General features: G+C 69.6%; 11 protein-coding genes. 9 read left to right on the forward strand and 2 right to left on the reverse strand.

Annotated features, from left to right (window positions below; genetic code table 11):
- The first annotated feature begins 130 nt into the window (after positions 1-130).
- From ABH935_RS28825 to ABH935_RS28845, 5 genes are all read left to right on the forward strand, one after another.
- On the forward strand, positions 131-2,434 hold the full coding sequence (locus tag ABH935_RS28825; RefSeq protein ID WP_370381121.1) for a ribonucleoside-diphosphate reductase subunit alpha: 2,304 nt from the start codon (positions 131-133) through the stop codon (positions 2,432-2,434).
- 14 nt (positions 2,435-2,448) lie between these two features.
- Positions 2,449-3,444 carry a ribonucleotide-diphosphate reductase subunit beta gene (locus tag ABH935_RS28830; protein WP_370381066.1) on the forward strand — a complete coding sequence of 332 codons (996 nt, stop codon included), beginning with the start codon at positions 2,449-2,451 and terminating at the stop codon, positions 3,442-3,444.
- A gap of 12 nt (positions 3,445-3,456) precedes the next feature.
- Positions 3,457-4,176 (forward strand): helical backbone metal receptor, encoded by a 720-nt coding sequence (locus ABH935_RS28835; RefSeq protein WP_370381067.1) that lies wholly within the window; start codon positions 3,457-3,459, stop codon positions 4,174-4,176.
- A gap of 61 nt (positions 4,177-4,237) precedes the next feature.
- Positions 4,238-4,843 (forward strand): ClpP family protease, encoded by a 606-nt coding sequence (locus ABH935_RS28840; protein ID WP_370381068.1) that lies wholly within the window; start codon positions 4,238-4,240, stop codon positions 4,841-4,843.
- Positions 4,840-5,430, forward strand: coding sequence for a ClpP family protease (locus tag ABH935_RS28845; RefSeq protein WP_370381069.1), 591 nt, complete (start codon positions 4,840-4,842; stop codon positions 5,428-5,430). The genes ABH935_RS28840 and ABH935_RS28845 overlap by 4 nt, the downstream gene beginning before the upstream one ends.
- 200 nt (positions 5,431-5,630) lie before the next feature.
- Here ABH935_RS28845 and ABH935_RS28850 read toward each other — a convergent pair whose 3' ends face one another.
- Positions 5,631-6,035 (reverse strand): helix-turn-helix domain-containing protein, encoded by a 405-nt coding sequence (locus ABH935_RS28850; protein WP_370381070.1) that lies wholly within the window; start codon positions 6,033-6,035, stop codon positions 5,631-5,633.
- Positions 6,036-6,435: 400 nt separating this feature from the next.
- Here ABH935_RS28850 and ABH935_RS28855 point away from each other — a divergent pair, with 400 nt between their 5' ends.
- The 4 genes from ABH935_RS28855 to trxA all read left to right on the forward strand — a co-directional run bounded on the left by ABH935_RS28855 (position 6,436) and on the right by trxA (position 11,686).
- Positions 6,436-6,831 carry a hypothetical protein gene (locus tag ABH935_RS28855; RefSeq protein WP_370381071.1) on the forward strand — a complete coding sequence of 132 codons (396 nt, stop codon included), beginning with the start codon at positions 6,436-6,438 and terminating at the stop codon, positions 6,829-6,831.
- Positions 6,828-8,915 carry a beta-galactosidase gene (locus ABH935_RS28860; RefSeq protein ID WP_370381072.1) on the forward strand — a complete coding sequence of 696 codons (2,088 nt, stop codon included), beginning with the start codon at positions 6,828-6,830 and terminating at the stop codon, positions 8,913-8,915. The genes ABH935_RS28855 and ABH935_RS28860 overlap by 4 nt, the downstream gene beginning before the upstream one ends.
- A gap of 2 nt (positions 8,916-8,917) precedes the next feature.
- Positions 8,918-11,080 (forward strand): trehalase family glycosidase, encoded by a 2,163-nt coding sequence (locus tag ABH935_RS28865; protein ID WP_370381073.1) that lies wholly within the window; start codon positions 8,918-8,920, stop codon positions 11,078-11,080.
- A 189-nt stretch (positions 11,081-11,269) separates the two neighbouring features.
- Positions 11,270-11,686 carry a thioredoxin gene (gene trxA, locus ABH935_RS28870; protein ID WP_370381074.1) on the forward strand — a complete coding sequence of 139 codons (417 nt, stop codon included), beginning with the start codon at positions 11,270-11,272 and terminating at the stop codon, positions 11,684-11,686.
- A 501-nt stretch (positions 11,687-12,187) separates the two neighbouring features.
- On the opposite strand, the gene ABH935_RS28875 is transcribed toward trxA, so the two are convergent.
- Positions 12,188-14,521: an amino acid permease gene (locus ABH935_RS28875; RefSeq protein ID WP_370381122.1), complete on the reverse strand. Its 2,334-nt coding sequence runs from the start codon at positions 14,519-14,521 to the stop codon at positions 12,188-12,190.
- Positions 14,522-14,582: the final 61 nt, after the last annotated feature.

A 14,582-nucleotide genomic window follows, 5' to 3' on the forward strand; every position in this document is an offset into this window, starting at 1 on the left:
TGGCGAGGAGAAGGTTGTGACGGTCACGCTCACACATGTCGAGACCACAGAGGCAGCGAGGCGCGCGGGGGCGCAGGCGCTGCCGACGGTGACCACGACAGCGACGACAGCAGCTCAGCTCGAAGCGGAGATCGAAGCAGAGCTCGCAGACAAGTCCGCGGACCTGCCCGACGTCGACCCGGCCCGCGTGGCCCGCAAGACCTTCGCCGGGCTGCCGCCGAACGCCACCGCCGACCAGGTCGCCGACCTCGCCGTCCAGAGCGCGGCCGAGCTCATCGGCGAGGAGCCGCAGTACTCGAAGCTCGCCGCCCGCCTGCTGTCCGGGGTCATCGCCCGCGAGGCCGCCGGCCAGGGCGCGACCACCTTCAGCGCGTCCATCGCCGTCGGGCATCGGGAGGGCCTGATCGGCGACGTGACGCAGGCCCTGGTCGACTCGGCCGCCGGGCAGTTCGACGCCGCGATCGACCCCGAGGGCGACCTCCGCTTCGAGTACTTCGGCCTGCGCACCGTCTACGACCGCTACCTGCTGCGGCACCCGGTGACCCGCCGCGTGATCGAGACCCCGCAGCACTTCCTGCTGCGCGTCGCCGTCGGGCTGTCGCAGGACCCGCAGGAGGCCGTCGGCTTCTACCGCCTGATGTCCTCGCTGGCCTACCTGCCCAGCTCGCCGACGCTGTTCAACTCCGGCACCCGGCACACCCAGATGTCGTCCTGCTACCTGGTGGACTCCCCGCGCGACGAGCTGGACTCCATCTACGACCGCTACCACCAGGTCGCGCGCCTGTCGAAGTTCGCCGGCGGCATCGGCATCGGCTTCTCCCGGGTCCGCGGGCGCGGCGCCCTGATCCGCAGCACCAACGGCCGCTCCAACGGCATCGTCCCGTTCCTGCGCACGCTCGACTCCTCGGTCGCCGCGGTCAACCAGGGCGGCCGGCGCAAAGGCGCGGCGTGCGTGTACCTGGAGCCGTGGCACCCGGACGTCGAGGAGTTCCTCCAGCTGCGGGACAACACCGGCGAGGACGCGCGCCGCACGCACAACCTGAACCTGGCCAACTGGATCCCGGACGAGTTCATGCGGCGCGTCGAGGCCGACGGCCTCTGGTCGCTGATGGACCCCGACCAGGTGCCGGAGCTGCCGGACCTGTGGGGTGCGGAGTTCGACGCGGCTTATCGCGCGGCCGAGGCCGAGGGCCGTTACGTCCGGCAGGTCTCGGCGCGTGAGCTGTACGGCAAGATGATGCGCACGCTGGCGCAGACCGGCAACGGCTGGATGACGTTCAAGGACGCGTCCAACAAGCTGTGCAACCAGACCAGCGCTCCCGGTAACACCGTTCACCTGTCGAATCTGTGCACTGAGATCATCGAGGTCTCCTCCGACGCCGAGACCGCGGTCTGCAACCTGGGCTCGATCAACCTGGCCGCGCACCTGACGCCGTCCCGCGACGCCGTGGACTGGGACCGGCTGCGCGCCACGGTCCGCACCGCCGTGGTCTTCCTGGACCGCGTCATCGACATCAACTACTACCCGAGCGAGCAGACCGCGGCGTCGAACCCGCGCTGGCGCCCGGTCGGGCTGGGCCTGATGGGGCTGCAGGACGTGTTCTTCGCGCTGCGGCTGCCCTTCGACGACGCGCGGGCGCGGGAGCTGTCGACCCGGATCTCGGAGGAGATCTACCTGACCGCGCTGGAGACCTCGGCCGGGCTGGCGGAGGAGTTCGGCGCTCACCCGGCATTCGCGGACACCCGCGCGGCGCGCGGCGACCTGCAGCCGGACCTGTGGAACGTCGCCACCGCGCCGGAACTGGCCGCGCGCTGGAGCACGGTACGCGGCCGGATCGCGGCCACCGGCCTGCGCAACTCGCTGCTGGTGGCGATCGCCCCGACCGCGACCATCGCCTCCATCGCCGGCTGCTACGAGTGCATCGAGCCGCAGGTGTCGAACCTGTTCAAGCGCGAGACGCTGTCCGGGGAGTTCCTGCAGATCAACACGGCGCTGGTCGGCGAGCTGAAGGCGCTGGGGCTGTGGACCCCGGCGGTGCGCGAGGCGATCAAGCGCGCTGAGGGCTCGGTGCAGGGCGTCGAGGCGCTGCCGGCGGAGATCAGGGCCCTGTATCGGACGGCGTGGGAGCTGCCGCAGAAGGCGCTGATCGACCTGGCGGCGGCCCGCGGGCCGTTCATCGACCAGTCGCAGTCGCTGAACCTGTTCCTGGCAGCGCCGACGATCGGGAAGCTGTCGTCGATGTACATGTACGCCTGGAAGGCCGGGCTGAAGTCCACGTACTACCTGCGCTCGCGGCCCGCGACGCGGATCCAGCAGGCGACGGTCGCCACGACGGCCGCCACGGCCGCCCCCGCCGAGCTGCCGGTGATCGCCGACGACGACGCGATCGCCTGCTCGCTGGAGAACCCCGAAGCCTGCGAAGCCTGCCAGTAAAGGAAATCCCTCTCATGCTGCTCGACCCGGGTCTCGACCTGACCCTGCGCCCGATGCGCTACCCGCACTTCTTCGACCGCTACCGCGACGCGATCAAGAACACCTGGACCGTGGAGGAGGTGGACCTGCACAGCGACCTGACCGACCTCGACAAGCTCTCGGTGGCCGAGCGCCACCTGGTCTCCCGCCTGGTCGCGTTCTTCGCCACCGGCGACACGATCGTCGCGAACAACCTGGTGCTGAACCTGTACCAGCACGTCAACAGCCCCGAGGGCCGGCTGTACCTGTCGCGGCAGCTGTTCGAGGAGGCCGTGCACGTCCAGTTCTACCTGAACCTGCTCGACACCTATGTGCCGGACGAGGACGAGCGCACGGAGGCGTTCGCGGCGGTGGAGAACATCCCCTCGATCCGCCGTAAAGCAGAGTTCTGCTTCCGGTGGATCGACTCGCTGGGCGATCTGAGGCGGTTGGAGACCCGCGACGACCGCCGGGCCTTCCTGCTGAACCTGATCTGCTTCGCGGCGTGCATCGAGGGGCTGTTCTTCTACGGCGCCTTCGCGTACGTGTACTTCCTGCGCTCGCGCGGCCTGCTGCACGGCTTGGCGTCGGGCACCAACTGGGTGTTCCGCGACGAGTCGATGCACATGGCCTTCGCCTTCGACGTGGTGGAGACGGTCCGCGCCGAGGAGCCGGACCTGTTCGACGACGAGATGGCGCAGCAGGTGCGCGCCATGCTGGCCGAGGCCGTGGAGTGCGAGACGCAGTTCGCCGAGGACCTGCTCGGCGCCGGGGTGTCGGGGTTGCCGGTGGCGGACATGCGGGCTTACCTGGAGCACGTCGCCGACCGGCGGCTGGAGCAGCTGGGGCTGGAGCCGGTGTACGGGACGGCGAACCCGCTGGGGTTCATGGAGCTCCAGGACGTGCAGGAGCTGTCGAACTTCTTCGAGCGGCGCGTCTCGGCGTACCAGGTGGCGGTCGGCGGTAGCGTCTCGTTCGACGACGACTTCTAGGAGGACAGGGGTATGCAGCGCGTGGTGTCGTTGGTGCCGTCGCTGACTGAGGCGATCGCGACGACGGCACCACGGCTGCTGGTCGGCGCGACGGCCTGGTGCACGCACCCGGCGGACCTGGACGTCGAGCGGATCGGCGGGACGAAGAATCCTGACGTCCCGCGGATCGTCGCGCTCGCGCCGGATCTGGTGGTGGCGAACGAGGAGGAGAACCGGCCGGCCGATCTCGACGCGCTGCGCGAGGCCGGGATCTCGGTGCTGGTCACGCAGATCCGGACGCTGGACGAGGCCTTCCGGGAGCTGGACCGGATGCTGACTGTCGGGTGCGGGCTCGATCGGCCGGGGTGGTTGGACGCGGCGGAGGCGGCTTGGGCTGCGGTGGCAACGGGGGCTGAAATCCCTGCTGTCATCCCGATCTGGCGGCGGCCGTGGATGGTGCTCGGCCGCGACACGTTCGCCGGCGACCTCTTGGCGCGGCTCGGCGTGCGAAACATCTACTCCGACCATGCCGAGCGCTATCCGAAGATCCCGCTGCCCGAACTTCTCGCCGGCGGCGCCGAACTCGTCGTCCTCCCCGACGAGCCCTACGCGTTCAGCGCCTCCGACGGCCCCGAAGCGTTCCCCGGACTGCCCACCGCCCTGGTCTCCGGCCGCCACCTCACCTGGTACGGTCCCTCGCTCGCCGAAGCCCCCGACGTGCTGCGCCGTCAGCTGACAGCTGATCTGCTGTGAGCTGATCCGCCCACAGCAGCACGGCGTTCGCAGCCGTCCGCCGCCGGGGCACGGTGGAGTCATGGCAGAAGACGAAAAGACACCCCAGTTCAGTTGGCGCACCCGTGAGCAGCTGTTCAGCCGGCGGATCGTAGTGCTCGACGGCGATCTCGACGACGACAACGGCACCCTGCTGACGACCCAGTTCCTCTCCCTGGCCACCGAAGATCCGGACGCGGGGATCTCGCTGTGGATCCACTCGCGCGGCGGCTCCGTCCCGGCGATGCTGGCGATCCGCGACGTGATGCGCCTGATCCCGTGCGAGGTCTCGACCCTCGCGCTGGGCCTAGCGGCCAGCGCGGGCCAGTTCCTGCTGTCGGCGGGCACGCCCGGCCGCCGCTTCGCGCTGCCGCACGCCAGGATCCTGATGCACCAGGGCTCCGCCGGGATCGGCGGCAGCACGGTGGACGTCGAGGTGCAGGCGGACGACCTGCGGCACATGGTGACCACGGTCCTCGGGCTGATCGCCGGCGACACCGGCCAGCCGTACGACCGCGTCTATGAGGACTCCCTGCACGACCGGTGGTTCACGGCGCAGCAGGCGAAGGACTACGGGTTCATCGACCACATCGTGGATTCGTTCAGCCAGGTGGCGCCCGAGCGCAAGCGGATCGGAATCACGGCATGAGCACCTACACCGTCCCCTACGTGACCACGCAGAGCCCCCGCGGCGAGCGCGTCACGGACATCTACTCGCACCTGCTGACCGAGCGCATCATCTACCTCGGGACGGCCATCGACGCCGGCGTCGCCAACGCCCTGATCGCCCAACTGCTGCACCTGGAGTCCGACAACCCCGAGCGCGAGATCAGCCTCTACGTGAACTGCGAAGGCGGCGACCTCACCTCCATGCTGGCGATCTACGACACGATGCAGCACATCAAGTCCCCGATCCGCACGACCTGCGTGGGCCAGGCGATCGCCGTCGGCGCGGTCCTCCTGGCGGCGGGCACCCCGGGCCTCCGCTCAGTCCTCCCGCACGCCCGCGTGGTCCTGCACCAGCCGGCGGCCCGCGGCCAGGGCGCGATCCCGGACCTGATCATCCAGGCCGACGAACTGGTCCGGATGCGCAGCGAACTGGAGACGATCCTGACGCAGCACACCGGCCAAGCCGCCGACCGCCTCCGCCACGACACCGACCGCGACCGCGTTTTCACGGCCGCCGCCGCGGTGGAGTACGGGCTCGCGGACCGGGTTCTGGGGCCGCGGGAGTAGGGGGCGGGCTGACCGGCGGCAGCAAGACCGTCAACGCGCGCAGGGCCCACCCACCCAAGGGGGTCCACCAGCCTCAAAAGGAGCGCGCGCCAGCCGACTCGCTCCAGGATCGGCCCCGCGCCGCCGGCCGGTCAACGCCCGCCCCCCGAATTCGCCGCAAAGTTGCGTCAAATGAGCGAACGAACACCGCCGACCGCCCGTCAGGCCGCCAGCGCCAACAGCACCGGACCGCCGCTACTGCGCCGCCGCGTCGGCAGCTCCCGTCGCACCCTGCTGAGCGCCGCCTCCTGGCGCTTCAGCCGCAGCACCTCGGCGACCGACTCGGCGAGCCCGCCGAGCGTCGTGCCGAGCGCCCCGGCGACCGCCGCGATCATCTCGCTCGACGGCTCCTTGAGGCCGCGCTCCACCTCCGACAGGTACTGCGGCGAGATGCCGGCGCGGCGGGCGGTCTCCGCGAGGCTTTCCTGATGCTCGCGCCGCAGCCCGCGCAGGTGCTCGCCGAGCACCTCGCGCCACAACGGCTCGGGTTCGGAGGCCGCGGGCTGCTTCGGCGGCTGGTCGGCGTGGCCGCCGGGGACGACGTGCAGTCTCAGAAGCTCGCTCATGATGTGAGCGTACGGACAGGCGGCGAGGCGAGTCCCGCTTGTCTGCTGACAGCAGACACGGCTGCGCAGAACGGGTGACCCGGGTTGCGGCGCCGCGATTCATGCCGAGGATGCCTCGCCGCGACGCAGCAACGCCGGCGCAGTTCGCCTCGCCGACCAGCCCAACACGGGCGACTGGCCACTCGCCAGCCCGCCGATACGCCGATCCGCCAGCCCGCCGCCGAGTCCGACACGTCCGGCTCTGCCGCCGACCGACCGCGGCTCACCCCTACCTGGTGCATCGCCTTCTTCCTGCGGTCGGTGACGATGCTCGTCGCGTACGCCGTGGTGTTCCGCGTCCTGCTCAAGACCGACGGCGGCATGGTCAACCAGGCCCTCGGGCGGACCGGACAACGCCACCATGACGCCGGTCCTCTACCTCTACAAGGTCGGCTTCGACCAGATGGACTTCAACTACGCCTCCGCCATCGCCTGGACCGTGGTGCTGATCATCGGCGTGCTGTCGGTGATCCAGTTTCGCTTCTTGCTTCCTGTGGTGAAGCCACAACTCGGGGCCCTGGCGATCTTCACCTTCATGAGTCAGTGGAACGCCTTCCTGTGGCCGCTGCTGATGCTCGACTCCCAGGACAAATACACCGCGCCGGTCGCGCTCTACACGTTGGTCGGCGGGACGCATGTGGATTATTCGGGCTTGATCCTCGGAAGTTTCCTGGCAACCCTCCCTCTGATGCTCATTTTCTTTATCTTCCAGAAGCAGTTCGTGTCCGGCTTGTTGGGAGGAGCAGTCAAAGGATGATCACACGCGTAGAAGGTCTCTTGTATGGAGCGGACTACAACCCGGAGCAGTGGCCGGAGTCCGTGTGGAAGCAGGACGCCAACCTGATGAAGGACGCCGGCGTCACGATGGTGACACTCGGTGTGTTCTCCTGGGCCCGGTTGCAGCCCGCCGAGGACGAGTGGGACTTCGAGTGGCTGGACGGGCTGATGGACCTGTTCCACAGCCGCGGCATCGCCGTCGACCTCGCCACGGCCACGGCCTCGCCGCCGGCCTGGTTCGTGCGTCAGTACCCGGAGACGCTGCCGGTCACGGCCGACGGCGTGCGCTTGGAGTTCGGCTCGCGGCAGCACTACTGCCCCTCGTCTCCTATCTATAGGGCGGCGGCGACGCGCCTGGCCCGCGCGATCGCCGAACGCTACGCCGAGCACCCGGCGCTGGCGCTGTGGCACATCCACAACGAGTACGGCGACCACGTCACGGAGTGCTTCTGCGAGGTGTCGGCCGAGGACTTCCGCCGCTGGCTGAAGGAGCGCTACGGCGACGACATCGCGCAGCTGAACTTCGCCTGGGGCACGGAGTTCTGGTCGCAGCGCTACTCGGACTTCTCGCAGATCGAGCCCCCGCGCAAGGCCCCAGGCCCGATCAATCCGGGACAACTGCTGGACTGGCGGCGCTTCAGCTCCGACGCCCTGCTCGCCTGCTTCCTCGGCGAGCGGGCCGTTCTGAAGGAGGTGACGCCGGAGATCCCGGTCACGACGAACTTCATGTCGATGATGAAGGACCTCGACTACTGGAAGTGGGCCGCACACGAGGACGTCGTCTCCGACGACGCGTACCCGGACCCGGCAAGCAGCTCGGCGCACGTGCTCGCGGCGATGAACTACGACCTCATGCGCTCGCTCGGGGGCGGGAAGCCGTGGCTGCTGATGGAGCAGGCGCCGTCGGCGGTGAGCTGGCGGGCGGTGAACGTGCCCAAGACTCCCGAGCTGCGGCGGCTGTGGTCGCTGCAGACGGTTGCGCGCGGCGCGGACGGCGTCATGCACTTCCAGTGGCGGGCCTCGCGGGCCGGCGCGGAGAAGTTCCACAGTGCCCTGCTTCCGCATGGCGGGACCCAGACGCGGGGATGGCGGGAGACGGTCCGGCTCGGCGAGGAGCTGGCGAGCCTCAAGGAGGTCGCCGGGAGCCGGATCGAGAGCACGGTCGCCATCGTCCTGGACTGGAACTCGTGGTGGGCGCTGGAGGCCGAGGACCACCCCTCGACGCGGCTCCGGCTCAAGGACCAGATCCTGAACTGGTACACGGTGGTGTACCGGTGGAACCACGTCGTCGACTTCGTCCCGCCGGACGCCGACCTGAGCGGGTACAAGGTGGTGCTCGTCCCGAACCTGTACTCGGTGAGCACCGAGAACGCGGCCCGGCTGACCGACTACGTGTACGGCGGAGGGTACCTCGTCGTCGGGTTCTTCAGCGGGATCGTCGACGAGCTCGACCACATCCATCAGGGCACTGACGGGTCCGGCGGGGGCTACCCGGGTCCGCTGCGGGAGGTGCTCGGCGTCGCCGTGGACGAGTGGTGGCCGATCGCGGAGGGGTATTCGACCTCTGTCACCTTCACCGCCGACGAGGAGACCGCGAAGGCGAAGAAGAAGCACAGCAGCCGCGCGAGCTACGGCCTCGGCTACCAGCCCACGCCCGCCGCGCTGGGCTGGAGCGAATGGCTCGCCACGACCACGGCCCGGACCGTCGCGCACTACGCCGAGGGGCCGCTGAAGGACCGCCCCGCGGTCACGTGCAACGAATTCGGCGAGGGCCGGGCCTGGTACGTGAGCTGCGATCTGAGCTGGGCGATCGAGAAGGTGCTCGCCGAGGCCGTCCGGCCCGCCGTGGTGTGGCCGTCGCCGGCCTCGGCGCTGGCCGTCACCGGGGTCGAGGTAGTGTGCCGCAGCTCCGAGTCGCACCACTACTACTTCCTGCTCAACCACGGCGACACCGCGGTCGATCTGGGTACGTCGGTGCCGTTCGGCGCGGTGAACCTGCTGACCGGGAGTCGTCCCACCCATCTGGCCGCGAAGGGTGTCGCGGTCCTGAAGGTAGGAAGGTGATCATGTCTCGTCGGTTACGGGCCCTGGCCGCTTTGGCGGTCGGTGTGGGCCTGGTTCTTCCGGTGACGGCGGCGCGGGCTGCTCCACCACCGAACCCCTCCTTCGCGAACGTCCTCGATCTGCAGGGGGTGCCGACCGTGGCACTGCCCGGCGATCCCGCGACCGACGTCAATCCGATCGGCGTCTTCGCGGACCAGGGTGCGTGGCACGCCTACGCGCTGCCGAAGGCCGGGGACACGGCTTCCTACGGCGCCTTCACCGGGCCGCTGTACATCGCGCAGGAGTATCCCTGGTGGCTGAGCAAGGGAATCAGCCATCTGACGCTCTCGGAGAACGGCCGTCCGATCGACCTGGCTTCGGCGACGAATCCGGTGTTCACGTCGCTGCCGGGGATGTTGCAGCAGAGCTTTGATATGGACGGGCTGCGGGTGGTGATGCAGCTGCGGTACGCGAGCAACCGGACCGCGTTGGTGCAGGCGTTCGTGGACAACACCACCGGGCACGCGCGGAGCGTCGGCGCCGGGTGGACCGGGTCGCTGCTGCGGCCTGCCGTCGAGCCGATGAAGAGCGCGCCGTCTCTGCAAGCGACCTCGACCGGTGTCTCGGTCGGGTTCGCGAAGGTGCGGCAGACATGGGACTACCTCACCGACGGGACCGAGAAGTTCCAGGTGACGCATGCCGAGCCGGTGACCACGTCGGTGGCCGGCGACGCGTACACGACGTCGTTGGACCGGCCCCTGAAGCTGGGGCCGCACGGCCGGCAGACGCTGACGTGGACCGAGTCTTACACCTTCACCGGTGCCGACTACGCCGCCGAGCAGCCGGTCGTCGCGAAGACGCTGCGGGCTCCGGGCGCGGTCGTCGCGGCCGACGACCAGCGGTGGCGCGGGTACGTGGCGTCGGCGGTGCGCGGGGTTCCGGCCGCGCAGCAGGCGCTGGCGGTGAAGTCGGTCGAGACGCTGACGACAAACTGGCGCAGTGCCGCCGGGGCGGTGAAGCACGACGGGGTGACGCCGTCGATCTCCAACAAGTGGTTCAGCGGTTTCTGGGCCTGGGACACGTGGAAGCAGGCGGTCGGCACGGCGGTGTTCGACCCGGCGCTGGCCGAGTCGCAGATCCGGTCGATGTTCGACTACCAGGTGACGGCCTCCGACCCGCAGCGGCCGCAGGACGCCGGCATGATCCCGGACTGCGTCTTCTACAACGACCCCGCACGGGGCGGCGGGAACTGGAACGAGCGGAATTCCAAGCCGCCGCTGGCCGCTTGGGCGGTGTGGTCCGTGTATGAGCGGAACGGGGACGTCGGTTTCCTGAAGGAGATGTACCCGAAGCTGGTGGCGTACCACGACTGGTGGTATCGCAACCGGGACCACAACCACGACGGTCTCGCGGAGTACGGCTCGACCGTGGATCCGCAGAACGTCACCGCCGAGGACAAGCGCCAGGCCGCTGCCTGGGAGAGCGGGATGGACAACGCGCCGCGCTTCGACGCCGCTCTCGGGGCCGGTGTCGTGGACAACACGGACGCGGCGGGGAAGGTGGTCGGGTACTCGCTGACGCAGGAGTCCGTCGACCTGAACTCGTACCTCGCGGCGGAGGACGGTGTCCTGGCGCAGATGGCTCTGCGGCTCGGGCACTGGTCGGACGCGGCGCGGTTCCAGGCGTCGCAGAAGACGGTCGCGACGGCGATCCGGCAGAAGATGTACGACCCGGCCGGCGGCTGGTTCTACGACGCCTCGCTCGGCACCGGGCAACCGCTGACGGCGCGCGGGCGCGGCATCGAGGGCGCGATCCCGCTGTGGGCCGGCGTGGCGACTCCGGCACAGGCGGCGGCGGTGCGCGCGAAGCTGGTGTCGCCGACCGAGTTCGACACGCAGCTGCCGTTCCCGACGGTCTCGGCGAGTTCGCCGTACTACGACCCGACCGGCTACTGGCGCGGCGCGGTGTGGATGGACCAGGCGTACTTTGCACTCGAAGGCCTGAAGCGGTACGGCTACACGGCCGACGCGACGGCCTTGGCGGCCAAGCTCCGCGCCAACGCCGCGGGCATGATCGGCGACGGACCGCTGATGGAGAACTACAACCCGGCGACGGGCTCCGCGATGAACTCACGCGGGTTCAGCTGGTCGGCGGCGCTGCTGCTGGAGCTGGCGCACCAGCGGTAGGACTGCCGGCAGCGAGCCGCGGGTCCCCGCAGGTCGGGGCCTGCGGCTCGCTGCGTTCAGCGGTCCACTTATCGCACAGCCCACTCCCGCAGCCCGCCGGAATACTGATCCACCCCCGCCGGTTATACCCTGCGGGGTATCCGACTGTATGTGACCAGGGCCCCGTCGAGCACCGAGGAGGAAACGGCCGTGGCCGTCGTGGAACTGACCAAGGACACCTTCGCCGAGACCGTGGCGGGCGAGGGCATCACGCTTGTCGACTTCTGGGCCGAGTGGTGTGGACCGTGCCGGTCCTTCGCGCCGGTGTACCAGAAGGCCGCCGGCAAGCACGAGGACATCGTGTTCGGCAAGGTGGACACCGAGGCCGAGCAGGAGTTGGCGATGGCGTTCGACATCCGCTCGATCCCGACGCTGATGATCGTGCGCGACGGCGTCACGCTCTACCAGCACCCCGGCGCGCTGCCGGAGTCGGCGCTGGAGGACCTGATCGCGCAGGCTCGTGCGCTGGACATGGACGAGGTGCGCAAGGCTCTTGCCGAGCGTGAGGCTGAGAGCGCCGGATCCGAGACCGCCAGCACTGCCGAGGCCGAGTCCGCCGCCGTCTGATAGTCCTCTTGGCAAATGCTCCCCACGACAGCGTGATCGGTACGGCGTCGGGTCCACCCTCCGCAACCGCGCCGACCACGCTGCCAGCCTCGCCGCCGGCACCGCCGTGTGCCCCCGCACACCGGGCAGTGTCCGCCACGAGGCCTATTTCAACACATTGACTACGACATCGTGCGGACCAAGGGCGCCGGCCGCGTGTCGGTGAAGCGCCGGCGAACTCATCGGCTGGACACGCGCCCGGATCCCGGTCGCCGTGGCGGCCCCGGCGACGCCCGGCGAGGGGGCGGGCCGACTCCGGCCGAGCCCGTCAGCAGTCGCGTATCATCTGCAGATCCTGCACCGGGCCGGACGGGTGCGGCGAACACGTGAGGTTCGCAGTGTTCTGTATCAGTCGACACGTGCTGAGGGATTACCGCAGACCGGAAAGCCAAACGCGCCGCTGGTAAGGCAAGCCGCCCAACCGGCCCCGAGCCCCCCAACCTCAATCAGCCTCGATCAGACTCAGTCAGCCGGCCCCGGCCGCAGCTCATAAATCGGGTTGTAAACCGCCCGCTGCCCCCCGGCCGTCGTGATCCGCCCCCGCACCACGATCCGCCGCCCGGGCGCGATCCCCGGTATCTGCCGCCGACCGAGCCAGCTCACTGTCACCGACCCGGTGCCGTCCCACAGGTCGGCCTCCAGGACCGGGACGCCAGCGCGCGGGCGCATCCGCACCGTGCGCAGCGTGCCGGCCATCACCACCTGCTCGCGGTCCGGGCAGTCGGCGATAGCCGTGGCTCCGCACGGCGAGACCTCCTGCGACAACTCGGCGGCCTCCAACTCCTGGTTCTCCAGAGTCAGCGACTGCAGCCGGGTCCTCTGACGCGGCGGCTTCGGCTGCTTCGGCTTGGTCATGGCACTCCCCTGGAAGGTTCCCTGCGCGTGTGCCTGCGCCTTCGCGGCCTCGATGCGGGCGGTAGCCGACTCCAGCTGGTACGGCACCGCCGCGACCACGACCCGCCGCTGGAACAGCAGCCGGCTCTTCAGACGCAGCGCGGACTGGTTGTGCAGCACCTGCTCCCACCAGTGGCCGAGCACGTACTGCGGGATGTAGACGGTCACGACGTCATCGGGGTTCTCCGTCCGGACCCGCTTGACGTACTCGATGATCGGCCGGGTGATCTCCCGGTACGGCGAGGCGATCACGGTCAGCGGAACCGGGATCGAGCGCCGTTCCCACTCCGCCTTCAGCGCCTCCACCTCGGCGTCGTCCAGGTTCACCGTCACCGCCTCCAACGTGCTGGGGCGCGTGGCGCTGGCGTAACCGATCGCGCGCAGCGTCGGCAGGTGCAGCTTGGAGACCAGGACCAGCGCGTGGTTGTTGGCCGGCAGGCTGAACACCGCGTCGTCCGAGGGCGTCAGCTCCCGCGCCACCGCCGCGTAGTGCCGGTTGATCGCCCGCATCACCAGCCAGATCAGCGGCATCGCCAGCACCACGATCCACGCGCCCTTGGCGAACTTCGTCACCAGCACGATCACCAGCACCGCGGCCGTCACCCCGGCGCCGACGGCGTTGATCACCCGCGACTGCATCATCCGGCGGCGCTCGGCCGGGTCCGCGGTGTCCCGCAGCAGCCGGTTCCAGTGCCGGATCATGCCGGTCTGCGAACAGACGAAGGACACGAACACGCCCACGATGTACAGCTGGATCAGCCGCGTCGGCGAGGCGTTGAACGCCACCACCAGCAAGGTGGCGAACCCGGCGAGCAGCAGGATGCCGTTGGAGAACGCGAGCCGGTCGCCGCGGGTGTGCAGCTGGCGCGGCAGGTAGCCGTCCTTGGCCAGGATCGACCCGAGCACCGGGAAGCCGTTGAACGCCGTGTTTGCCGCCAGCACCAGGATCAGCGCCGTGACGACCTGCAGGAGGAAGAAGAACGGCGAGTTGCCCCCGAACACAGACCGCGCCACCTGCGCGATGACCGTACGCGGCTGCTGCCCGGCCGGCAGGCCCGACAGGTTCGCCGCGTCCGCCGCGTGCACGTGGCCGGCCAGCGCCAGCGCGGTGACGCCGGCGAACATCGCCACCGCGATCCCGCCGAGCAGGGCCAGGGTCGTCGCGGCGTTCTTGCTCTTCGGCGGCTTGAACGCCGGGACCCCGTTGCTGATCGCCTCGACGCCGGTGAGCGCGGTGCAGCCGGAGGCGAACGCCCGCAGCAGCAGGAAGATCAGCAGCACGCCGTTGTAGTGCGTGGTGTTGATGATCGTGTAGTGCTCGCTCTCGGCGTGCAGCCCGTGCCCGAACGCGACCCGGATCAGTCCGGTCACGATCATCACGCCGACCGCCGCGACGAAGCAGTACGTCGGGACCGCGAACGCCGTGCCCGACTCCCGCACGCCGCGCAGGTTCAGCAGCGTGATCGTGGCGATGACGACCACCGAGATCAACACCACGTGCGAGTTCAGCGCCGGGAAGGCCGAGGCCAGGTTCGCCACGCCGGAGGACACCGACACCGCGACGGTGAGGATGTAGTCGACCATCAGGGCGCTGGCGACCGTCAGGCCCACCTTCGGGCCCAGGTTCGTGGTGGCGACCTCGTAGTCGCCGCCGCCGGAGGGATAGGCGTGCACGTTCTGCCGGTACGAGGCGACGACCACCAGCATCAGCAGGCCCACCGCGGCGGCGATCCACCACGTGAAGTGCAGCAGGGCCAGCCCGCCGGCGGAGAGCACCAGCAGGATCTCCTCGGTGGCGTAGGCCACGGACGACAACGCGTCCGAGGCGAACACCGGGAGTGCGATCTTCTTCGGGAGCAAGGTCTCGCCGAGCATCTCGCTGTGCATCGGCCGACCGACCATGACCCGTTTGGCTATCCCCAGAGCACTTGGCACGACCGCGATGCTATTGCCGGGCCACCCG

It is taken from the genome of Catenulispora sp. GAS73 (assembly GCF_041262085.1).
In the GTDB taxonomy this organism is placed as follows: Bacteria; Actinomycetota; Actinomycetes; order Streptomycetales; family Catenulisporaceae; genus Catenulispora.

Coding starts and splice junctions, on each gene's coding strand:
- ABH935_RS28830 (WP_370381066.1), top strand. CDS start 2,449: ATGCTGCTCGACCCGGGTCTCGACCTGACCCTGCGCCCGATGCGCTAC.
- ABH935_RS28835 (WP_370381067.1), top strand. CDS start 3,457: ATGCAGCGCGTGGTGTCGTTGGTGCCGTCGCTGACTGAGGCGATCGCG.
- ABH935_RS28840 (WP_370381068.1), top strand. CDS start 4,238: ATGGCAGAAGACGAAAAGACACCCCAGTTCAGTTGGCGCACCCGTGAG.
- ABH935_RS28845 (WP_370381069.1), top strand. CDS start 4,840: ATGAGCACCTACACCGTCCCCTACGTGACCACGCAGAGCCCCCGCGGC.
- ABH935_RS28850 (WP_370381070.1), bottom strand. CDS start 6,035: ATGAGCGAGCTTCTGAGACTGCACGTCGTCCCCGGCGGCCACGCCGAC.
- ABH935_RS28855 (WP_370381071.1), top strand. CDS start 6,436: ATGACGCCGGTCCTCTACCTCTACAAGGTCGGCTTCGACCAGATGGAC.
- ABH935_RS28860 (WP_370381072.1), top strand. CDS start 6,828: ATGATCACACGCGTAGAAGGTCTCTTGTATGGAGCGGACTACAACCCG.
- ABH935_RS28865 (WP_370381073.1), top strand. CDS start 8,918: ATGTCTCGTCGGTTACGGGCCCTGGCCGCTTTGGCGGTCGGTGTGGGC.
- ABH935_RS28875 (WP_370381122.1), bottom strand. CDS start 14,521: ATGGTCGGTCGGCCGATGCACAGCGAGATGCTCGGCGAGACCTTGCTC.